14 protein-coding genes and 2 pseudogenes are annotated in these 19,949 nt (G+C 73.4%); 6 read left to right on the top strand and 10 right to left on the bottom strand.

All coding sequences use genetic code 11. The annotated features are described in order from the left end of the window. Positions 1 to 51: 51 nt before the first annotated feature. Positions 52 to 1,209 (top strand): PP2C family protein-serine/threonine phosphatase, encoded by a 1,158-nt coding sequence (locus tag ACH47Z_RS30645; protein WP_399079390.1) that lies wholly within the window; start codon positions 52 to 54, stop codon positions 1,207 to 1,209. Between the two features lie 63 nt (positions 1,210 to 1,272). Here ACH47Z_RS30645 and ACH47Z_RS30640 read toward each other — a convergent pair whose 3' ends face one another. Further along, positions 1,273 to 1,797, bottom strand: a complete 525-nt coding sequence (locus ACH47Z_RS30640) for a hypothetical protein (protein WP_399079388.1) — start codon at positions 1,795 to 1,797, stop codon at positions 1,273 to 1,275. Between the two features lie 56 nt (positions 1,798 to 1,853). Continuing rightward, positions 1,854 to 2,363: an SRPBCC domain-containing protein gene (locus tag ACH47Z_RS30635; protein WP_399079386.1), complete on the bottom strand. Its 510-nt coding sequence runs from the start codon at positions 2,361 to 2,363 to the stop codon at positions 1,854 to 1,856. A 109-nt stretch (positions 2,364 to 2,472) separates the two neighbouring features. On the opposite strand from ACH47Z_RS30635, the gene ACH47Z_RS30630 reads away from it, so the two are divergent. Together ACH47Z_RS30630 and ACH47Z_RS30625 are read left to right on the top strand one after the other, a co-directional pair. Beyond that, a complete protein-coding gene (locus ACH47Z_RS30630; protein ID WP_399079384.1) occupies positions 2,473 to 3,270 on the top strand; it encodes an SAM-dependent methyltransferase in 798 nt (265 codons plus the stop codon). 39 nt (positions 3,271 to 3,309) lie between these two features. Beyond that, a pseudogene (locus tag ACH47Z_RS30625) lies at positions 3,310 to 3,657 on the top strand (GNAT family N-acetyltransferase); the annotation flags it as partial. 30 nt (positions 3,658 to 3,687) lie between these two features. Here the strand turns inward: ACH47Z_RS30625 and ACH47Z_RS30620 are convergent. The 4 genes and pseudogenes from ACH47Z_RS30620 to ACH47Z_RS30605 all read right to left on the bottom strand — a co-directional run. Continuing rightward, positions 3,688 to 3,843, bottom strand: a pseudogene (locus tag ACH47Z_RS30620) (acyl-CoA desaturase); the annotation flags it as partial. A 62-nt stretch (positions 3,844 to 3,905) separates the two neighbouring features. Then, positions 3,906 to 5,162, bottom strand: a complete 1,257-nt coding sequence (locus ACH47Z_RS30615) for a beta-ketoacyl-[acyl-carrier-protein] synthase family protein (RefSeq protein WP_399079382.1) — start codon at positions 5,160 to 5,162, stop codon at positions 3,906 to 3,908. A gap of 110 nt (positions 5,163 to 5,272) precedes the next feature. Beyond that, positions 5,273 to 5,836, bottom strand: a complete 564-nt coding sequence (locus ACH47Z_RS30610; RefSeq protein WP_399079380.1) for a lysophospholipid acyltransferase family protein — start codon at positions 5,834 to 5,836, stop codon at positions 5,273 to 5,275. Between the two features lie 191 nt (positions 5,837 to 6,027). Continuing rightward, entirely contained in the window at positions 6,028 to 6,486 is a 459-nt protein-coding gene (locus ACH47Z_RS30605) for a flavodoxin family protein (RefSeq protein ID WP_399079377.1), read from the bottom strand. A gap of 102 nt (positions 6,487 to 6,588) precedes the next feature. Here ACH47Z_RS30605 and ACH47Z_RS30600 point away from each other — a divergent pair, with 102 nt between their 5' ends. Beyond that, positions 6,589 to 7,290 carry a lipoprotein gene (locus ACH47Z_RS30600; protein WP_399079375.1) on the top strand — a complete coding sequence of 234 codons (702 nt, stop codon included), beginning with the start codon at positions 6,589 to 6,591 and terminating at the stop codon, positions 7,288 to 7,290. Between the two features lie 8 nt (positions 7,291 to 7,298). On the opposite strand, the gene ACH47Z_RS30595 is transcribed toward ACH47Z_RS30600, so the two are convergent. Both ACH47Z_RS30595 and ACH47Z_RS30590 read right to left on the bottom strand, forming a co-directional pair. Beyond that, positions 7,299 to 7,934 carry a GNAT family N-acetyltransferase gene (locus ACH47Z_RS30595; protein WP_399079374.1) on the bottom strand — a complete coding sequence of 212 codons (636 nt, stop codon included), beginning with the start codon at positions 7,932 to 7,934 and terminating at the stop codon, positions 7,299 to 7,301. Positions 7,935 to 8,029: 95 nt separating this feature from the next. Continuing rightward, complete coding sequence (locus tag ACH47Z_RS30590; RefSeq protein ID WP_399079565.1) at positions 8,030 to 9,763, bottom strand: DUF1996 domain-containing protein; 1,734 nt, start codon at positions 9,761 to 9,763, stop codon at positions 8,030 to 8,032. A 358-nt stretch (positions 9,764 to 10,121) separates the two neighbouring features. Between ACH47Z_RS30590 and ACH47Z_RS30585 the strand changes: the two genes are divergently transcribed. Beyond that, positions 10,122 to 12,557 (top strand): NlpC/P60 family protein, encoded by a 2,436-nt coding sequence (locus ACH47Z_RS30585; RefSeq protein ID WP_399079372.1) that lies wholly within the window; start codon positions 10,122 to 10,124, stop codon positions 12,555 to 12,557. A gap of 30 nt (positions 12,558 to 12,587) precedes the next feature. Here ACH47Z_RS30585 and ACH47Z_RS30580 read toward each other — a convergent pair whose 3' ends face one another. After that, complete coding sequence (locus tag ACH47Z_RS30580) at positions 12,588 to 13,661, bottom strand: NAD-dependent epimerase/dehydratase family protein (protein WP_399079370.1); 1,074 nt, start codon at positions 13,659 to 13,661, stop codon at positions 12,588 to 12,590. Positions 13,662 to 13,857: 196 nt separating this feature from the next. Here ACH47Z_RS30580 and ACH47Z_RS30575 point away from each other — a divergent pair, with 196 nt between their 5' ends. Beyond that, positions 13,858 to 15,222: an FAD-dependent oxidoreductase gene (locus tag ACH47Z_RS30575; RefSeq protein ID WP_399079368.1), complete on the top strand. Its 1,365-nt coding sequence runs from the start codon at positions 13,858 to 13,860 to the stop codon at positions 15,220 to 15,222. Between the two features lie 86 nt (positions 15,223 to 15,308). Here ACH47Z_RS30575 and ACH47Z_RS30570 read toward each other — a convergent pair whose 3' ends face one another. After that, positions 15,309 to 19,904 carry a hypothetical protein gene (locus ACH47Z_RS30570; protein WP_399079366.1) on the bottom strand — a complete coding sequence of 1,532 codons (4,596 nt, stop codon included), beginning with the start codon at positions 19,902 to 19,904 and terminating at the stop codon, positions 15,309 to 15,311. Positions 19,905 to 19,949 lie beyond the last annotated feature (45 nt).

Here is a 19,949-nt window from a genome sequence, read left to right as displayed (position 1 = left end):
GTTCTTTCCGTGTGACGTGCGCCCGGTCCGGTGGGAGAGCACGCTGTAGGAATGGGACCCACGTCCAGGACGGTGGGTTCGCGGCAGCCGTGGTGGTCCTCGCACGCGCTGCTGCTGCTCCCGGTCCTGCTCATCGTGGTGATCACGGTGGTGGACATCAGGTCACCCACCAACGTGCACCTCGGCCCGGCGCTGGTGATCGCGCCCGCGCTCACACCCTCGTTCGCCGGGCCCCGCACCACGGCGGCGGTCGGGGCGCTGGCCCTGGCCGCCCAGCTCCTCATCGCCATCACCCACGGCGGCATCACCACCATGAACCACGTCGTGCAGCTCATCACGCTCGCCGTGCTGTCGGTGCTGTGTGTGATCTACGGCGTCCTGCGCGAGCGCCGGCAGGCCCAGCTGGCCCAGGTCCGCACGGTCGCCGAGGCCGCGCAGCACGTCCTGATGTGGCCGCTGCCCGAGCAGATCGGCCCGCTGCGGATCGCCTCGCTGTACCTGGCCGCCGAGGAGGAGGCACAGATCGGGGGTGACCTGTACGCGGTGACCCAGTACGACGGCGGGGTGCGGGTCCTGATCGGCGACGTACGCGGCAAGGGCCTGTCCGCCATCGGCGAGGCGGCCCTGCTGATCGGCGCGTTCCGGGAGCGTGCGCACCACCGGCACATGCCGCTCCCTGAGCTGGCCGTCCTGCTGGAGCAGAGCGTCACCCGCTACGCGGCGGACCTGGAACCGCCGGAGGAGGCGGGCGAGCGGTTCGCCACCGCGCTGCTGGTGGAGATCCCGGACCGGGATCCGGTCACCATCATGACCAGCTGCGGCCATCCGCCGCCGCTGCTGCTGAGCCCCGGCCACGCGGTCACGATCCCGAGCCTGCACCCGTCACCGCCGCTCGGGGTGCACGGCGGAGCCGAGCACACGCTGGACGTGTTCTCCTTCGAGCCGGGCGACACCCTGCTGCTCTACACCGACGGCGTGGTGGAGGCCAGGGACCCCAGCGGCCGGTTCTATCCGCTCACCGACCGGGTCGCGCGCTGGACCGACGACAGTCCCGAGGCGCTGATGCACCATCTGCGGCGCGATCTGCTCATCCATGCCGGCGGCCGGCTGGACGACGACGCCGCGCTCATCGCACTGCACCGCCAGACGGTCGACCGCCGCCGGCACCACGGCCGGACGGTCGGCGGCGACGCCGTCCGGCACGGGTGAACGTACGGCAGAGGGCGTGGGCCCCGCTCCGAGTGGGGCGGGGGCGGGGCCGCACGCCCCGGCTCAGCGGACCGGCTTGAGGTCGGTGATCTTCAGGGTCTTCAGGTCGGACCGGACGTCGATCCGGCTGACCTCCGGGTGCTTGCCGTCGCTCCAGGTGAGCGTGACCCGGCTGGTGGCGTGGCCCGCGCCGGAACCGGTGTAGGTCACCTGCCACTTCACCGGCACGTTCTGCGCGAAGAGGATGCCGTCGGCGTGTTCCTTCTTCTCGAACGCGGCGACCTTCTTCTGCGCGGCGGCGGTCAGGTAGAAACCGCGCAGGGCCTTGGCGGCGGTCCCGGCGGACTTGTCGCCGGTGGCCCAGACGGCGTCGATGTAGGCGCCGTAGAAGTCGGCCACGTGCTGGGTGGCGTTGCGCGGGTCGCCCTGGGCGGAGGACACGGCGGCGGCACGGGTGGTGTGGCTCGGGCCGGTCCCGGCGAGGGCGGGCGTCACGGCGGCCAGGGTGAACCCACCGGTGAGGGCCACGGCGGTGAGCAGGATCTTACGGCTGTGGGTACGGCTGAGCGTGCGGCTGCGAACGGACATACGTCTGATTCCCCCGGTTACGGTACGACCAGGCCGATCCCGGCCGTCGACGGACCTTAAGACCGCATTTCCCTCGCGTCGGTTCCGTTTCCCGAACCCCTGTTTCCCCGATGTCCCCCAACGAGCCGGGCGAGGTTGTCGAGGGCCATCCGGGTGCCCAGTTCGTTGTCCTCGCGCGGGATCTCGTCAGGGATGCCCTCGTGCAGGATCTCCACGTCCGTGCCGTCACCGGCCGGGGTGAGTGTCGTCGTCATGGTCATGGTGCCGCGTACGGCGTCGTCGTCGGTCTCGAAGGCGAACACCTCCACGACCAGGGCGTCGGGCACGAGCCGGGCGAAGTGGCCGTGGTAGGTGTCGGCGTGCCCGCCGGACTTGCCCGAGGCGGAGGCGTCGTCGTAGGTGAGGGAGACCCGGAAGGCGCCGCCCTCGCGGGCGTCGAACTCGTGGACACGGGCGGTCATCCCGGCCGGGACCCGCCAGGCCGCGATGGCGTCCGGGTCGGTCAGCGCCCGGTAGACGACATGCGGGAGCGCCTGCACACGCCGGGAGACTCGGGTGGCGTACATGGACTCACGCTACCGCCGTCGCCGAACAACCCCCACCCGCACGGCAGTTCACCGCTCTCGGTAGATTCACCCGCACCGCGTGACTCCACCCCCCTCACGGAGAGCCGACGTGACAGACACCGGATTCAGCCCGGAGCGGATCGACACCGGCAAGCCGCATTCCGCCCGGATGTACGACTGGTTCCTGGACGGCAAGGACCACTACCCCGTCGACGCCGAGGCGGCGACCGAGGTGCTGGGGCTCTTCCCCGGCGTCAAGGACACCGCCTGGGCCAACCGCGAGTTCATGCACCGGGCCGCCCGCTACGTCGCCCGCCAGGGCGTCGGCCAGTTCCTGGACGTGGGCACGGGGATCCCCACGGAGCCGAATCTGCACCAGGTCGTCCAGGCGGTCACCCCGAGCGCACGGGTGGTCTACGCGGACAACGACCCGATCGTACTGCGGCACGCCGAGGCACTGCTCCAGGGCACCCCCGAGGGCCGTACCGCGTATCTGCACGCCGACGTCCGCGAGCCGGAGCGGATCGTGGAGTACGCCCGCGAGCATCTGGACCTCGGCCGGCCCGTGGGCCTGTCGCTGATCGCCCTGCTGCCGTTCGTCCCCGACGAGCAGGACGCGTACGGCATCGTCCGGACCCTGCTGGACCCGCTGCCGTCGGGCAGCCATCTGCTGTTGTCCCATGTCAGCGCCGAGTTCGATCCGGAGGTCTGGGCGCGGATCGAGGCCGTCTACCGCTCCGGCGGCACCTCGGTCCGGGCCCGCTCGCATGCCGAGGTGTCCCGGTTCTTCGAGGGGCTTCAGCTTGCCGTGCCGGGTGTCGTGCCTGCCACGCGCTGGCGCCCCGAGCCGGCGATGCGGGTGCACGAGGAGCAGCCGGTGTTCGTGGGGGTGGCTCGCAAGCCCTGACGGCGGTGCGGGGGTCCCGGAGCGGTCATATGCTGCGAAATGCCGCCCCCGAAGGGAGTTCCCGTGGCCGACCCGCCGGCCCGCCCCGAGGAGCTGACGCTCCAGCCCCTCGGCTTCGAGCATCTGGCCGCCGTCCTCGACCTCGGTCACCGGGTGTACGACACCGATGCCATGCCCTACACCGGGTGGTCGCTGTCGGCCGTCGCCGGGCATCTGGACGCCCCGGACCCGGCCTGTCTGGTGGTGCTCTACGGGGAGCGGCTGGCCGGGTTCGTGCTCGGCTCGCTGTCGTTCGAGCAGCGGGCCGACTGGGGCTGTCTGGAGTGGATCGCCGTCGACCCCGCCCATCAGGGGCGCGGAGTGGCCTCGCGGCTGGTGAAGGAGTGCTGTGCGCGGCGGCCGAACGCGTCCGCTGAGGTCGGCGTGGTGGAGGTCGTGCCAGGACTCGCCCAGGGACAACGGGGCCGGCCACCCCATTGTGCCCGAGCGGTCCCGGCCGCGGAACGGGCGTGAACCGGCCGCGTGGCAGATGGAGTTGATCGACCAGGCAACATGGTGGACCAGGCAGATCCGGCGGCGAGGAGCGCGAGGAACGGCACCGCGACGAAGACGCCGATCTTTCCCGCAGAACGGGGCTACTGGTCGACGGCGGTGAAGGCGAGCACGGCGTTCTGGCCGCCGAAGCCGAAGGAGTTGCTGACGGCGGCGCGCATCCGCTGCGGGCGGGGCACCTTGGCGACGACGTCCAGGTCCATGTCCGGGTCGAGGGTGTCCAGGTTGGCCGTGGGCGGGATCAGCTGGTGGCGCAGGGTGAGCACGGTGCAGGCGGCCTCGATCGCGCCGGCGCCGCCGATGGCGTGCCCGATGGTGCCCTTGACCGCGGTGACGGGCGGCGGCCGGCGAAACACCTGGTGCAGCGCGTTGTGCTCGGCCGCATCACCCTGCGGGGTGCTCGTACCGTGGGCGTTGACGTGGTCGATGTCCTCGGGGTCCAGCCCGGCGTCGCAGATGGCGGCGCGCAGGGCACGGGCGGCGCCGTCGCCGGCGGGGTGCGGGGCGGTGACGTGGTGGGCGTCGCAGGAGGCCCCGAACCCGGCGAGCAGGGCCTCGGGCCGTACGCCCCGGGCGCGGGCGCTGTCGGTGCGCTCCAGGACGAGGACGGCCGCGCCCTCGCCGAGGACGAAGCCGTCGCGGTCCCGGTCGAACGGGCGGGAGGCGGACTCGGGGGTGTCGGTACGACGGGACAGCGCGCGCATCTGGGCGAAGCAGACGGCGGTCATTCGCAGCCGGGCCGACTCGCTGCCGCCGGCCAGGACGATGTCGCAGAAGCCGGACAGCAGCCAGTCCCGGGCCAGTCCGATGGCGCTGGTGCCGGAGGCGCAGGCGGTGCTGACGACCATGTTGGGGCCCTGTGCGCCGAGGTCGAGGGCGATCTCGGCGGCAGCCATGTTCGGCACGCTGCGGGGCAGGGCCAGCGGGGAGACGCGTTCGGGGACCTGGCCGGCGAGCCGGTCGAACTCGGCCTGCCAGCCCTGCATCGACCCGGTGCCGACGCCCATGACCACACCGATCCGGGCCCCGTCCCAGCCGCCCGGGGCGAGACCCGCGTCGGCGACGGCCTCCCGGGCGGCGAGCAGCGCGAAGGTGGTGAACCGGTCGAGGCGGCGGGCGAGCCGGTGCCCGAGCCGGCCGGCCGCGTCGAGGCCCGGCACCTGGCAGGAGAAGGCGACGGGCAGCCCGTCCAGAGCGGGGTCGGCGGTCGCGGTGGACACTCCTGCGGTCAGGCCCGTCCAGGCGGCCTCCCGGCCGACGCCCGCCGGGGTGACCAGCCCCAGTCCGGTGACGGCCACCGGGGCGCGCCGCGCGGGGCCGTGTGCTGTCACGAGCTGCATGGGGGCTGATTATTCGGGCCGGGGGTGACGGTGCCGGGCCGTGACAACTCGATCAGCCCAGACGGAGGGTGTCGTACCACCCGGATGCGCGCAAACGCACCCGCGAAGGGTCACCGCCGTGGGGCGGATACGACCGCCCGGGTCCACGCCTCGGCGAGGGCGGTCTCGAGGTCGTCCGGCGGCCGGTCCGAGGTCGCGAGCCGGAGCGCGGGGCCGACGTACACATGGACGCGGGGGCGGCGCACGGGTGCGGTGGCCCGGCCGGCCGGCTGTTCGGCGCGGCTTCCGGAGGAGACCCGGCGGGCGCCCGCGTGCACGATCGGCATCACCGGGGCGCCCGTGGACAGCGCGAGCCGCACCTCGCCGGACTTCAGCCGGCCGGGCGGTCGGTCGTGGGAGGCGCGGTAGCGGGGCAGGCCGCCCTCGGGGTAGCTGAGCACGCTGCGGCCCGTCGCGAGCGCGTCGGCGGCGTACCGCAGGGCGTCCGGGGCCCGCCGGCTCCCCCGGTGCACCGGCACGTACCCCTCTCGGGTGAGGGCCCGCCCGGCAGCGGCACCCGCCACAGCCCGGCGGTGGCGAGCACGGCGGGCCGGCCGGTCCCCACCGGCGAGGAGAGGAGGGTCCGCGATGCTGTCCGCATGGGCCGGAGGCAGCGGGCCCGCACCTTCGTCCATCCAGGTCGAGGATGCCCGCCGGGGCGGCGGCGCCCGCCGAGCCTGGCACCGTGCGGTTGCGGGTGTTGGTGTCCTCTGAAGACACGAACAGGACTGACAGAGCGCTGTGCGGGCGGGCTTCGGTCCACGCCGGTCACGCGGTGTCACCGTACGAAGATCGCTCCGGTCGCCGCGCGCCCGCTCTCCGGCTCTCACGCGCCGGGCATCAGCCCCGCCGCGACCGTGGCCCCCAGCTCCCAGCACGCCTCTGTGTCGGCCTTGCCGGGCTCGCCGGTGACGGTCACCGGCTCGGCCGCGCGGCGCCAGCCGAGACCTGTGGTGACGGCCTCGATGGCGCGGACGGCGCCGGTGACCTCGTTGCCGCCGTGGACGTAGTAGCCGAAGGGGCGACCCCGGGTCTCGTCCAGGCAGGGGTAGTAGATCTGGTCGAAGAAGTGCTTGAGCGCGCCGGACATGTAGCCGAGGTTCGCCGGTGTGCCAAGCAGATAGCCGTCGGCTTCCAGGACGTCGGAGGCGGTGGCGGCGAGGGCCGCGCGCCGGACGACGCGGACACCCTCGATCTCCGGTGTCGTCGCGCCGGAGACGACGGCCTCGAACAGCGTCTGACAGTTGGGCGACGGCGTGTGATGGACGATCAGCAGGGTAGGCACATCCGCACCCTGCCATGAAGCTGCGCTCGCGCGCCAAATGCGTACGGCGCTGTCGCCGCCCTCGGTTACAGTGGCGCCCCTGTCCAGGAGGGGAGAAGAACGGTGCAGGTCAGGGTGGGGTCCGTGGCAGGCCGCGTGGTCGTGGCGCTGGCGCTGGCGGCGGTGCTCGGCGGGTGCGCGGGGGCGGGGGACGGCGACCGGAAGGCGGGGGCAAGCGCGTCGGCTGCCGCTGGTGCCCGTGGCGCGAAGGGCACGGGAGGTGTGCCGAGCGGGGGCACCATCGGCGCGAGCGGGTCGGACTGCAAACTGCCTGTCCGTTTCGACATTGCCGCCTCCTGGAAGGCCAAGGGCATCGACGCCGAGGCCGAGTTGTCGAAGACGTCTCAGGGCCCCGACGGCGATCTGGGCGGAGCGCTCGCCGACAGCTTCCTGCGCCAGGGGCCGGTCACCGCGGCCTGCGAGATCGACGCCAAGCCGGCCGGCCACATCGGCTTCCTGCGTGTGTGGACCGGCAAGGGGGCGAACGCCGACGCGGGCACGGTGCTCCGGCAGTTCGTCGCCGCGGAGGACAACACGAGCAAGGCGACGTACCGCGTCGTCAAGACGGGCGGCGGCCTGTCCGGCGTGGAGGTGGAGTACCTGTACACCAGCAAGCTCCTGGACGAGACCAAGAAGGAGACCGCCCTCGCGGTGAGCACGCCCGACGGGCCGGTCGTCCTGCACCTCGGCGGCATGGACACCGAGGAGCACGAGGCGATGCGCCCCGCGTACGAACTCGCCAAGCGAACGCTCAAGTCGGCCTGACGCTCCGGTCATTCCACGGTCGTGGAGCGGCCCAGGTAGGTGAGGGGACCGGCGTCCGCGACCGGGATCTCGTGGAAGCCGAGCCGGTCGTAGAAGGTGCGGGCGACGGTGTTGACGGTGACCATGCCGAGATGGACGGCCGCTACACCCTGTCCGCGCAGGGCCCCGAGGAAGGTGTGCATCAGCCGGCGTCCGTGGCCCCGTCCCTGCCAGGGCGGCAGCAGGTCGATGTGCAGGTGGGCGGGGTAGGCGCCGAGTTCGGGTACGAGCATGCGCTCCGGGTGGTGCAGAAGGCGGATCATCTCCTCACTGGGCGTGCGGGGTGGTACGGCGGGCTCCGGGTAGCGGTCGGCCAGCCGGGGGATCCAGGTCCGACGGAAGTCCTCGACGAAGCGCCCGGTGTCCGCCGTACCGACGATGTACCCCACGGCCCGGCCCGTGCCGTCGTCCAGCACGAAGGCGAGGTCCGGGTCGAAGTGGCAGTACGGCTCGGCGAACAGCGACGGCATCAGGCGCGGGTCCGGGTAGACGGCCCGGGAGTCGCCGCCGTTGTACGCGGTGCGGACACAGACGTCGGCCACCGCGGGGCGGTCGGCCGTCGGGTCGTAGGGCCGGATGGCGGGGGTGGGGCGGTGAGAGGGCATGCCGACATCCTGGGTGGTGTGGGAGCGCTCCCTCAAGCCCCTTCCGTGGAGTGGGGCTTGGACCGTGGGCGAGCTTTCGGGCGTGGTGAGGGTGGTCAGTAGGGCAGGCGCCGGGCGCGGAGGTACATGATCAGGCCGGACAGGGCGAGCAGGGTGCCGAGGGCGGCGGGCCACAGGTGGAGGCCGGTTGGCGCCAATCCGCCTCGGGATTCCCTGAGTCGAGGCTGAGCAAGGGTGTAGGGGGAGACCGAGGGCACGGAGTCGCCCGGTGGGATCGTCGCGCCGGCCCGGGGCAGCTCGCTCGCGGCAACTGTCGTACCAGTGCCTGGAGTTGGCGTTGGCGTTGGCGCGAGCGTCGTCGTACCGGAGCCGGAAGCCGCCGACGGCGCAGCGGCCGTACCGGAGCCGACGCCGCTCGGGCCGCACACGCGACCGGAGTTGATGCAGTCGACCATCTCGCGCATCAGGCCCTCGTCGAAGACGTCGATGAAGTCGCCGTGGTCGGTGACGGGCTTGTGGAGCTGCTCGGGGAAGGAGTCGACCGCGAACAGCGGGACGGTACGGCCCCCGTCCTGGAGGCTCGGCGCGGGGACGTCATAGACGATGCGCTGAACCAGCTGCGGGATCGCACGGAAGCCCGCCGGGCAGGAGCCGTCGGGGGCGGTGAAGGCCACGTGGGTCCGGTGGTCGGCGCTGTCGATGTTGCGGCCGTCCCAGCAGCTCTGGAACCGGAAGGTGCGCACGACGTCGCTGCCCGGCGGGCACAGCGGGTACTTGTCCGTCAGCTGCCGGTCCTCGTACCCGGTGCAGCTCCAGGACGCGTTGGCGTTGCCAGGGCCGTTGACGAAGGCCTTGGCGTCGCCGGTGATGATGCGCAGGAAGCGGGGCATGGCAGTGACCTTGCCGCGCGGGTTGCCCACGAAGGTCAGCGTGACCTGCCTGGGCGTGACGATCCGGCCCGCGTTGCCCTCCGTGCCGCCGCCCGGGGATCCGGCGTCGTGCTCCTGCGTGCCGTTCTGCAGGCGCAGCACGGGCCAGTAGTACGAGGACTTGTCGCCCTGGTCCACACAGCTCGTGCCCGCCTTCGCCAGGTCGTCGTCGCTCGCGAAGGCGTTGTTGCCCTGGTTACCCACGTAGTCGTGGACGTGGTGGGCGCCGTTGGAGACGCCGGGCGCGACGATGACGTTGTCGGAGTTGAACAGGCCGCCCGCGTTGACACCGCAGTCGGAGGTGAACGTGCCGCGCGAGGCGTCCGCCTGCTGGGGCGGGTTCGGCAGGTCGGGCTCCACGGAGGTGATGTCCGCGTAGTCGGAGACGACGGGTCCGTTGCCGGCCTGACCGGCGCCGTTCGCGCTCCGGCCCTGGCCAGGGCTCGGGCTGGTGACGCTCTGCCGGTCCGTGGCGCTCGGGGTGGGGTCGGCGCCGGGGCGGAGGGCGCAGGCCGCGAGCGCGTCCAGGCCCCGCGGGTGGTCCCCCGCCCGGCCGAGGGCGTCGGTGATCCGGCCGATGACGGCCGCGCGTTGCTCCTTCAGGGGGTTCATGATCGTGGCGGTGACGGAGCCGGAATCCTGGCTCGCGGCCGGTCCGGACTGCTGAAGCCGCCGGTACGCGGCCGCCGTCTCCCGGTCCAGCAGGGCGAGTTCACGGTTCACATCCGAACGGGCCGCGTCCGGTACGGCGGTCAGGCGGCTGCCGATGTCGGGGCAGTCGATCGTCGCGGTGCCGGCCGACAGGACGTGGCCGGTGGCGTCCGTGCCGGGCGCGTCGCCCCGGCCCTCGGTCGCCGAGGCGTAGACGCTCGCCGCGACGAGTCCGGCGCCGCCCAGCATCAGGGCGACCGCCGCGAAGGTCGTGCGTCGTGCGCGGGTCGGACGTCTGCGGCCGGTGCGTGCCAAGGTGGTCCCCTGTGTGTGCGTGGATCTGGGCATAGAGCTCCCCCGCTCCATACGGAGAACGGAGGCGTCGTGTTCAACAGGATCGCGAATTCACCTGAATCTCACAGGAAAACACGGTCCTCGCCCCTTCCCTCTCGAACGTCATCACGAACATCACAATTACGTATCGGACATTCCACGCTCCGACCTTCACACGAGGTACACACCTTGGCTAGGTTGACGCGAGGCCGCCCGGCTCAGCCGGACGCAACGGCCCAACTGCCCTGCTGGGCAAGGAAGGAGCACGTCTTCCATGGCGCCGGAGAGCCGCGACGAGGTCAGGCAGCGGATCGAATCCCTTTATGACCGAGCCGAGAACGAGACCGGGAACTTCAACGCGACCCGGGCCATGGCGGCGGTGACGCGCTCACGGGGCGTACCGCTCGCCAAGCGGTCGGGCAGGAGGCAGGAGCCGGATCCCGCTCTCGACGCGATGGCGCGGCAGTGGATGAACCAGGCCCGCTCGAAGCTCGGCCCGTCCGTCCCCGCCGCACTCCCCGCCGACCGCCTGCCGGCTCCGGCGCCCTCCCGGGACCGGCTGGGGCGCGGCGAACGGGACGCCTTGGGCACGGGCCCGTCCGCGCGACAGCCCCAGGCGCTGGAACGGGGCGCCGACCGCGCGATCGCCGAACTGACGGCCGCCGGCCCGGCGCTGGATCCGGCGAGTCGCCCCCGAGCCGAGCTGGACAGCGGACGCATGGCCCTGCCGGCCCCTCGGCGAGCCGAACTGCCGGATGCGGCAACGGATGTGGCGTGGCGCGGTGACGGGACGGGACCGCTCGGCGCTCTGAGCACACCGGAGCCGACGACGTCCGGCACGGGTGCATTCGCCGTGCCGGGCCTCGGGACGCAGGGGGCGGGGATTTCACTGCCCCCTGGCGCGGAGGTGACGGCGACTCTGATGACGCCTGGCGCGCGAGGGGCGGGGACCTCGATGGCGCAGGAAGCGGCCGCTCTGATGACACCCGGCGCACTGGGGGCCGCCGACGTCATGCCCCCTGGCGCACAGGAAGTGGCATCGTTGGTGGCGCCTGGTGCACAGGAGGTGGCCACCTCGATGGCTCCTGGCGCGCAGTGGGCGACCGCTGTGATGACGCCCGGTGCGCAGGAGACCGCTGGCGCTCAGGCAGGGGCGACCTCGATGAGTCCTGCCGCACAGGGGGCCGCGGCCGTGATGACGCCCGGTGCGCAGGGAGCCGCATCCTTCGTGACGCCGGGTACGCAGGACGCCACGGCCCTGATGGCACCCGCTTCGCCGGGGGCTGCGGCCTTGGCGACCGCCGACGCACAGGGATATGCCGCCCTGATGACACCTGGCGCGCTGGGAGCGGCCGCCTTGGAGACTCCTGGCGCGCCATGGGCGACCCCCGTGATGACGCCCGGTGCGCAGGAGACCGCCGCCGTCATGGTCCCTGGCGCACAGGGAGTTGCCGCCCTGATGACACCCCGCGGTGAGGGGGCTACGGCCCTGATGGCCCCTGGTGTGCCGGGCACACCGGTCGGCCCAGGTCCCGTCGAGACCGCCGTCCTGCCCGTCGTCGAACCGCTCGGCACCCAGGGCACGCCGGTCCGGGAACCCAGGTCCCTGCCCGGCGCCGCCGTACCCGGCCGCCCCGCCCCCGCCACGTCGAAGGCCGGCAACCAGCGCAAGCTCGCCGCCGCGAGCGACCTGCTCACCCGGTACGCCGCCCGACGTGCGGCACCGGCAACGGCCGTACAGCCCACGCCGGTTACGGCCGCGCCGCCCATGGTCGCGTCGGTGCAGCCCGATGTGACCCAGGTGGCACAGGCGACTGCGGCCCAGCTGGGGCAGACAACCGGGCAGTGGCAGCAGCCGCAGTGGACGGCGCCCGGCGGATCGGCACCGACACCGCCCGAGGCCGTCTGGCCCGACGCCGCCCCGGCCACCACCACTGGCTCCTTCCCGCCCCCCATGATCCCCGCGCCGGCCATCACCGGCACCGGCTCGGTCCCGTACCCGGTCACGCCCGCCACCGACACCACCTCGTACCCATCCCCAGCGGTGCCCGCGCCCGCCACCGACACCGGCACCGGCCCGTACCTCAGCGGCGCTTCGCCCACCGCCGCGGGCTCGTTCCAACCCGCGGGCGCCGCTTTCCCCGTCGACACGGGCTCCTTCCCACCTCTGAACCCCGTCTCCCCCGTCGACACGGGCTCCTTCCAGCCCGTCGGCGCCGCTTCCCCCGTAGGCGCAGGCACCCTCCCGCCCCTCGGCGTCTCGACCCCCGCCACCGATCCCCTCACCGGCGCCTTCGCCACGCAGACGGCGCCGCCGCCCAGCCCCTCCCCCGCTCCCGAGTCGTCCCGGGCCTCGCGGGCCGACAGGGCCATCGCGTTCGCTCGGGCGCAGATCGGGAAGCCCTGTGTGTGGGGTGCGACCGGGCCGGACTCGTACGACTGCTCCAGCCTGACGCAGGCTGCCTGGCGGGCCGCCGGGGTCACCGTGCCGCGTGCCGCGCACGAGCAGGCGCTCGCCGGTGCCCCGGTGACACTCGCCGGTATCGAGCCCGGTGATCTCGTCCTCTTCTTCGACGACGACCGACACGTGGGGCTGCATGTCGGCGGCGGCATGATGGTGCACGCGCCGGGCCCGGGGTCGGTCATTCGTGAGGAGTCGATCTTCGGTGCCGGGGAGTCGGCGATCCACCGGATCGTGCGGCCCGCCTGACGTGACCGGCCCGCGAACCTGTGCCGCGGGTCAGCCGCGGCGCCGGTGTGCGCGCCGGCTGTCGTAGTGGTCGAGCAGGGTCTCTTCCAACGGCCGGTAGGTGAGGCCCAGTTCGCGGACGCTACGGCTGTTGTCGACGCGGAAGCGGATGCCGAGATGCCTGTGAATGTAGTCCTGGGTGAGGCCGAAGGCGGGGCCCAGGACACGCACCGGCCAGTGCGGGAGCCTGGTGCGCGGCAGCCGCAGGTCGTGGGGGTGGTGGGCGCGGATGATGCGGGACATCTCGTGGAACGACGCCATCATCTCGGCGGCCACGATGTAACGGCCCTTGGCCGCCGGGTTCTCCGCCGCCGCGATGTGTGCGTCGGCCACATCCCGCACGTCCACCGTGGTGAAGCTGAAGTCCGGTGCGCCGTAGCAGAAGTAGCCCTGGAAGAGCTCGTCGAGCAGGAAGAGGCTGCCGGAGTCGGAGGCGGGGGTGAACGAAGGGCCCAGGATCAGGCCGGGGTTGACCGACACCATGCGCCAGCGGTCCTGTGCGGCCTCCGCCTCCCAAGCGGCGCGTTCCGCAAGGGTCTTGGCGTAGTGGTAGGGGTTGTTCGCGACCGTGCTGGTGGTGTTGAAGCAGCGTTCCGACAGTACCTGGCCGTCCATCGCGAGCACGTCGGCGTAGTCGCCGAAGATCGCGCCCACGGTCGACGTGAAGACCAGGGTGCGGACGTCCGTGGTCCGCTCGACGGCCGCCAGCACGTGACGGGTGCCGAGCAGCGCCGGGTCCACGACGTCCCGTCGGCCGTCCCGGATGCGCTCCGGCATCAGGAACGGCGAGGCCACGTGGAAGACGGTCGCACAACCGCGGAAGGCCTCGTCGAAAGACCCCTCTCTCAGCAAGTCGGCCTCGAAGAGGGTGAGTTGGCCGGGGAACGCCTCCTGCAGCCCCCACAGCGGGCGGACCTTGCGGGCGTCGGCGGCGTTGCGTACCGTCGCGCGCACCCGGTAGCCGCGCTCCAGCAGGCGCCGTACCAGGTGGCTGCCGACGAAGCCGCTGCCGCCGGTCACCGCGACAGTCGTCCCCGCCACGGCCGTCCCCGCGGGTCCGCTCACGCTTCCTCACCCCTCGCCGCCGGCCACCGTCGCACCCCGAGAGGATCCCGCGCGGCCACGCCATAAGGAACCCCTGAACAAGCCATAAGATCACCTTATGGGGTCATAGACCGGACCCCCGTACAGACTTAGGTCTGCCTTAGTTTAGGCTTCATCCCATTCGAGCCGCCTGCCCACGTTCGAAGGGAACCTGATCATGCCGCGCCCCCTGCGGGTAGCCATCGTCGGAGCCGGCCCCGCCGGGATCTACGCCGCCGACGCCCTGCTCAAGTCCGAGGTGGCCGCCGACCCCGGCGTGTCCATCGACCTCTTCGAGCGGATGCCCGCCCCGTTCGGCCTGATCCGGTACGGCGTCGCCCCCGACCACCCGCGCATCAAGGGCATCATCACCGCCCTGCACCAGGTGCTCGACAAGCCGCAGATCCGCCTGTTCGGCAACGTCGACTACCCGACCGACATCAGCCTGGACGACCTGCGCGACTTCTACGACGCGGTGATCTTCTCCACCGGCGCGACGGCCGACCGCGAGCTGCCGATCCCCGGCATCGACCTGGACGGCTCCTACGGCGCCGCCGACTTCGTCTCCTGGTACGACGGCCACCCGGACGTGCCGCGCACCTGGCCGCTCGAAGCTGAGAAGGTCGCCGTGCTCGGCGTCGGCAACGTCGCCCTCGACGTGGCCCGCGTCCTCGCCAAGACCGCGGACGAGCTGCTGCCGACCGAGATCCCGCCGAACGTCTACGACGGCCTGAAGGCGAACAAGGCCGTGGAGATCCACGTCTTCGGCCGCCGGGGCCCGGCCCAGGCGAAGTTCAGCCCGATGGAGCTGCGCGAGCTGGACCACTCCCCGAACATCGAGGTCATCGTCGACCCCGAGGACATCGACTACGACGAGGGCTCGATCGAGACCCGGCGCGGCAACAAGCAGGCCGACATGGTCGCCAAGACGCTGGAGAACTGGGCGATCCGCGACGTCGGCAACCGTCCGCACAAGCTGTTCCTGCACTTCTTCGAGTCCCCCACGGAGATCCTCGGCGAGGACGGCAAGGTCGTGGGCCTGCGCACCGAGCGCACCGCGCTCGACGGCACCGGCAACGTCAAGGGCACCGGCGAGTTCAAGGACTGGGACGTCACGGCCGTCTACCGCGCGGTCGGCTATCTCTCCGAGAAGCTCCCCAAGCTCCCCTGGGACATCGACTCGGGCACCGTCCCGGACGCGGGCGGCCGGGTCATCGAGGAGGGCGGCGCCCCTCTGCAGTCCACCTACGTCACCGGCTGGATCCGGCGCGGCCCGGTCGGTCTGATCGGTCACACCAAGGGCGACGCCAACGAGACCGTCGCCAACCTGCTGGACGACCACGCGGGCGGCCGCCTGCACACCCCGGCTTCGCCCGAGCCGGAGGCCGTCGACGCCTTCCTCGCCGAGCGCGAGGTCCGCTTCACCACCTGGGAGGGCTGGTACAAGCTGGACGCCGCCGAGCGTGCGCTGGGCGAGCCGCAGGGCCGTGAGCGCGTGAAGCTCGTCGAGCGTGAGGACATGCTGCGGGAGAGCGGGGCGTAAGTCCCGGATTCCGGATCGTGTGAGGCTCCGAGGGGGCCGGCGCCACCGCGCCGGCCCCCTCGCTCCGTTCGGCCCCACGCCGTCGGTCAGCTCTCCGCCGCCCGTGCGAACAGCTCGTGCAGCGGCACCGGTGGCAGCAACCGCACGAACGGTCCGTGCACGCCGCCCAGCCCCGTCGGTGAGGCCAGGTGCGTGGCCAACTTGCCTCTCTCCAGCGGGAGATGGGGTACCTTCAGGGACTCCCACGTGTCGCGTATGAAGACGCTGCGGCCGGCGCGAGCCCGGCGGGCGGTCTCGACCGCGCCCACGGCCAGCAGTTCCGCCTGCGCCGCCTTGTGCCGGGTGGCCGTCCAGCCGTTCCAGCGGCGGACGGCGCGGTCCGTGGGCCGGGCGAGCGCGCGCAGTTGGAGGTGGAGCGCGGCCGCGTCCGTGCCGACGCCGAGCCGGCCTGCGGTGGCGTCGACCAGGTCGGGCGCGCTGAGCAGGGGATTCGCCTCGTAGCCGCCGACCGGGACCGGAGTCGCGGCAGCGCGGTCAGCCATCCTGGCCAGCCCGTCGAGGACCGCCCGGAACTCCTCGACGCCCGGGCGGAGCCAGGGCACGCCCGTGCGGTCGGCAACCTCCAGGGCCCGCGCCACGCGTTCCGGGTCGGCGAGCGCGGCCGGGCGCAGGAAGATGTCGCCGGTCGGGAGGCCCACCACGAACACCCCGTCGTCCACCACCGCCGCCACCTCGGTCACGCCCGCGTGGAGCGGCTCCGGACAGGGCAGCACCGTGCCGTCGTAGGGCCGGAACGCCGGGTCGGCCGCGGCCACCTGGGCCACCGCGGGCTTCCCGGTCAGTTCGATGAGCGTGCCGGGGTCGGCGAACCACGCCCGCAGCCCGGCGTGGAGCCGGAGCGCCCCGTCGGCCGCCGGATCGCCGACCGGCCGCTCGGTCAGCGCCCAGGCGATCACGGACTGCGCCTGGACGTACGGCACCCGGTCACCCCACGGCTGCTCCCCGAGCGAGCCGTCGGACAGCACCGGGCGCACGTCGAGCCTGCCGCTGCGGGTGCCCACCAGCACGCACCCGGTCTCCTCGACGGGCGGTCGTCCGGCGGGCAGGGTGCGGGCCCAGTCCGCGGGCAGGCCGAGGTCCGTCTCCAGTGCCTCGGCCAGCTCCTCGTCGACGTACGGCTGCGCGCCCAGCAGTTCGGCCCAGACCTCGGCCATGCGGGTCGCCGCCCCCTTCAGTCCCTGCGGCGTCCACAGGTCGGCCGGGTCCTCGGGCACACCGGCGGCGAGCACCGCGCGGCGGCCGCGCTCACCGAGCCGGTGGCAGAAACTGTCGTACTCCGCGGCCGTGGTCTTGTTCGCCTTGTAGGGCGCGGAGCGCAGCATCTTGGTGTGCTCGTCGTACCGTGCGCGGCGCGGGAGGCCGCCGAGGACGAGGGCGGCGACGGAACGGCGTACTCCGGTGCGACGGCAGAAGACGGTCAGTGCCTCGGGGGTCAGCGGGAGCGGGCCGCTTCGGTCGGTCAGCTCCAGCAGGCGGGTGAGGCGTGCGCCGTCGTCGGCGGTGACGGTGACGGTCCGCTCCTCCTCGGTGTGCTCGGGGGCGGGGTCGCCGGCGGGCTGCAGGAAGCGGGCGAGGCCGCCGCGTTCGGCGCCGGTCGCCGCGCCCGGTGCGGCGGCCAGGGCGTCCAGCGGTGCCCGGCCGGTGCGCCAGGTGCCGCCGGGCCTGGCGAACGGCTGGCCGCTCCAGGTCAGCAACAGGGCCTTCAGGGCCGCGCGTTCGTCGTCGGGGGTGGTCTCGACGGCGGCCCGCCAGGCGACGGCGTCGATGTCGCCCAGCAGCGCCTGCCACTCCGCGGGCCGCGCGGGCGGGGCGAGGGCGCGGGTCTCGTCGTCGATCTCGCCGCGCAGGAAGCGGCCGTCGGCGGCGACCGCCGTGAGGATGCCGGGGTGCCGCTCGGGCGTGTACGCCTCGTAACCGCGCAGGTCGGGCAGGAGCCCGGACAGGGCCGGGGCGAGGGTGGTGTCGGGGACGGCGGCGGGCAGGGTCACGACGGGGCCGGACCGCATGACACCGACCCGGCGGGACAGCTCCTCGCGGCGGCGCAGCACACCGGCCGCGAGCAGGGCGGCGCGCGCCACGCCGGCACGCACCCGGGCGTCCCCCACCTCCGGCAGCAGTCGTACGGCGGCGGCGCGCAGGTGCTCGGCGTCCGGGCTCTCCAGGGCGGCCTCCAGGAGGGCGCGCACGATGGTGTCGTCCACGCTGCGCAGCGCCTTGGAGGAACGCTCGTCGCGTGGGGTGAGGAAGTGCCAGAAGGCGGGCGGCGGCACCAGGCCGGCGTCCTCGCCGAGGGTGGGCGAGCGGTCCCGGTCGCGGCCGGCGGGCGGGACGAAGCCGTGGACCTGCCACAGCAGCGAGTTGTCGTCCGCCGCGTGGCAGCGCACCGTCGTCTCCCCGACGAGGACGGCCTGCTCACCACCCTCGGGCAGCCCGATGATGCCCCACGGGTGGCGGCCGAAGCGGCGGCTGCGATAGCGCGCGGTACGACCGTCGGCCGACTCCAGCAGGAAGTCCCTCGGGGACGGGCCGGGGTGGGGCGTGCGGTTGAGGACACGGCAGCCGACGAGCCGTCCGTCCTGCCCGAGCGGGGAGGCCGGGGCGTCCTCGGGCAGGACGGCGAGGAACTGGCCGCTCTCGAACACCTCCCTGCCGGGCGGGAGTTCAGGGTCGCGGTGGAAGTCCGGCAGACCGAGATCGCCGGCCCGGTCCCCCGTGTCCGGGTCGTACGGCATCCACCCCGCGCGCGTGTGGAACACCCGGGCGCTCCAGAACCGGTGGCCGTCGCTCATCTGGAGGTCATGGCCGCCGATGCCCTCCCGGCCGCCGGGCCGCAGCACCCGCTCGCCGTCGAACCGCCCGCCGCGGTCCGGGGTCTCGAACTGGTAGCCGAAGCCGCCCTGGATGTGTCCGCCGTACGGCCGCAGGCCGAAGGTGTCCTCCGGGGTGAACACCTCGTCCGGCCGGTCGGTCCAGAAGGCCCGGTCGGAGCCGGAGTGGCGGGCGTCGGTCCGCCAGCTGACCAGGAAGTGCCCGCCGACGTGGTGGACGGCGTGCGCGGTCGCCTCGTCGGGCACCCGGAAGGTGCATGACGCGCGTGTGCCCGCGTGGTCGACGGCCACCGCGCGGTCGGCGCCGAAGACGGTCAGGACCGGCCAGGTGCAGGTCACGTGGAGGGTGTCGGCCGGGTCGAAGCCGGCGAGGGCGGCCTCCAGCGCGGGCCAGCCCAGCTCCTCGGGGAGCCCGGCGTGCAGGGCGCGGGCGAGCGGGCCGGTGAGGTCGAGGGCGGCCAGCGCCTCCTCGATGCCGTCCAGGGCGGTGGCCGTGGGCCGGTCGAGGAGGGTGCCCAGTTCGGTCACCGCCTCGTCGGCCGCGGCGAGGCCGCCGCCGCGCAGGGCGCCGAGCAGGGCCTCGACGCGGGTGTGCACCTCGCCGGCGATACCGGCGTTCTCCGGCAGGCGGGTGATCGCCGTACCGGCGCCGCGCAGCCCCGCGTGCACGGTGCCCTCCAGGCGCCGGCCGAACACCGGGTCGGCGGCCAGCGCCTTGAGGTCGCGGCGGGACCGGTCGTCCCAGAAGGTCAGTCCCACCGTGTCTCCGGGGTCCTCGACGGCGATGCCCTCGGCGAGGCAGGCGTCCAGGAGGTCGGCGTCGAGGGCCGGCCAGCGGTACTGGTCCTCGTGGAGGCGCACCGGGGTGCCCGCGGCCCGGAGGCGGGGCGCGAACCGGGCGACGATCTCGAAGAGTTCGGCCGGCATGGGCTGGTCCACCACTCCGCCGTAGGGCACCCTGCGGTGCCGGTAGGCGCGTGTGTACCGGCCGAGCCAGCCGGCCGGGCCGCCGTCCGGGGTGAGGTGTCCGGCGGCCGCGGCGTCGATGATGCCGGCGCGCAGCAGCAGGCGCAGCCAGGCCGCCGCGTCGTTCCTGCTCTCGGGGAACAAGTCGAGCAGGGCGGCCCGTACGTCGCCGTCCTGGGGGTGTTCGGCGAGCGGCGCGGTGGCTGCCTCCAGCAGGGCGTCCGGGATCGCCTTGCCGCGCGCACCGCCGAGGAGACGGCCCAGGACACGGGCGTCCTCGGCGGTGCCGAGCCCGGCGGCGCGCGCGGACGCCCGGACGCGGCGGGCCAGGTCGGCCGGGAGCTCGCCGGGCGAGGCGGCCCACGCGGTGAGCACGCGGACGTACTCCTCGTGCGCCTCGGCGGGTGGCAGCTGCCCGGCCAGCCAGCGCTGGTGCCGGCTCAGCTCCGTGACGGGCAGCTCTCCGCGGGCCGCGCAGAGCAGTGCGTTCGCCCGCCGCCAGTCGGGGTCGACGTCCAGCGCGTGTTCCTGCTCGGCCTTGCGGGCCAGGGTGTAGGCCTTGGCGGCCGTGCCGCCGGGACAGCCCAGCAGGCGGTGCGCCACGGTGTCCCAGAACCAGGGCAGATGGGCGGGCGGCAACGAGCGTGCGCGACGCCTCAGTTGGTCGAGGCAGCGGCCCATCTTCGGGTAGGCGCGCGACACGGCCGTGCGCACCTCGTCGAGGAGCGCGAGCGCGGCGCCGTGCTCCGCCGGGTCGTTGGCGGCGGCCCAGAGGACGTACGTCGTCGAACGGTGGGGTTCCGCGGGCAGCAGGGCGTGCTTGTGCATGCGACCGATCTTGACACGCGGGTCTGACACTCCGTCCGGGTCTGT

It is taken from the genome of Streptomyces sp. NPDC020192 (assembly GCF_044388685.1).
In the GTDB taxonomy this organism is placed as follows: Bacteria; Actinomycetota; Actinomycetes; order Streptomycetales; family Streptomycetaceae; genus Streptomyces.
The sequence above is the reverse complement of the archived record's forward strand: the minus strand, read 5'-3'. Positions and strand labels throughout refer to the sequence as shown.

Coding starts and splice junctions, on each gene's coding strand:
- ACH47Z_RS30645 (WP_399079390.1), top strand. CDS start 52: ATGGGACCCACGTCCAGGACGGTGGGTTCGCGGCAGCCGTGGTGGTCC.
- ACH47Z_RS30640 (WP_399079388.1), bottom strand. CDS start 1,797: ATGTCCGTTCGCAGCCGCACGCTCAGCCGTACCCACAGCCGTAAGATC.
- ACH47Z_RS30635 (WP_399079386.1), bottom strand. CDS start 2,363: ATGTACGCCACCCGAGTCTCCCGGCGTGTGCAGGCGCTCCCGCATGTC.
- ACH47Z_RS30615 (WP_399079382.1), bottom strand. CDS start 5,162: ATGCAGCTCGTGACAGCACACGGCCCCGCGCGGCGCGCCCCGGTGGCC.
- ACH47Z_RS30610 (WP_399079380.1), bottom strand. CDS start 5,836: ATGGACGAAGGTGCGGGCCCGCTGCCTCCGGCCCATGCGGACAGCATC.
- ACH47Z_RS30595 (WP_399079374.1), bottom strand. CDS start 7,934: ATGCCCTCTCACCGCCCCACCCCCGCCATCCGGCCCTACGACCCGACG.
- ACH47Z_RS30590 (WP_399079565.1), bottom strand. CDS start 9,763: ATGCTGGGCGGCGCCGGACTCGTCGCGGCGAGCGTCTACGCCTCGGCG.
- ACH47Z_RS30585 (WP_399079372.1), top strand. CDS start 10,122: ATGGCGCCGGAGAGCCGCGACGAGGTCAGGCAGCGGATCGAATCCCTT.
- ACH47Z_RS30575 (WP_399079368.1), top strand. CDS start 13,858: ATGCCGCGCCCCCTGCGGGTAGCCATCGTCGGAGCCGGCCCCGCCGGG.
- ACH47Z_RS30570 (WP_399079366.1), bottom strand. CDS start 19,904: ATGCACAAGCACGCCCTGCTGCCCGCGGAACCCCACCGTTCGACGACG.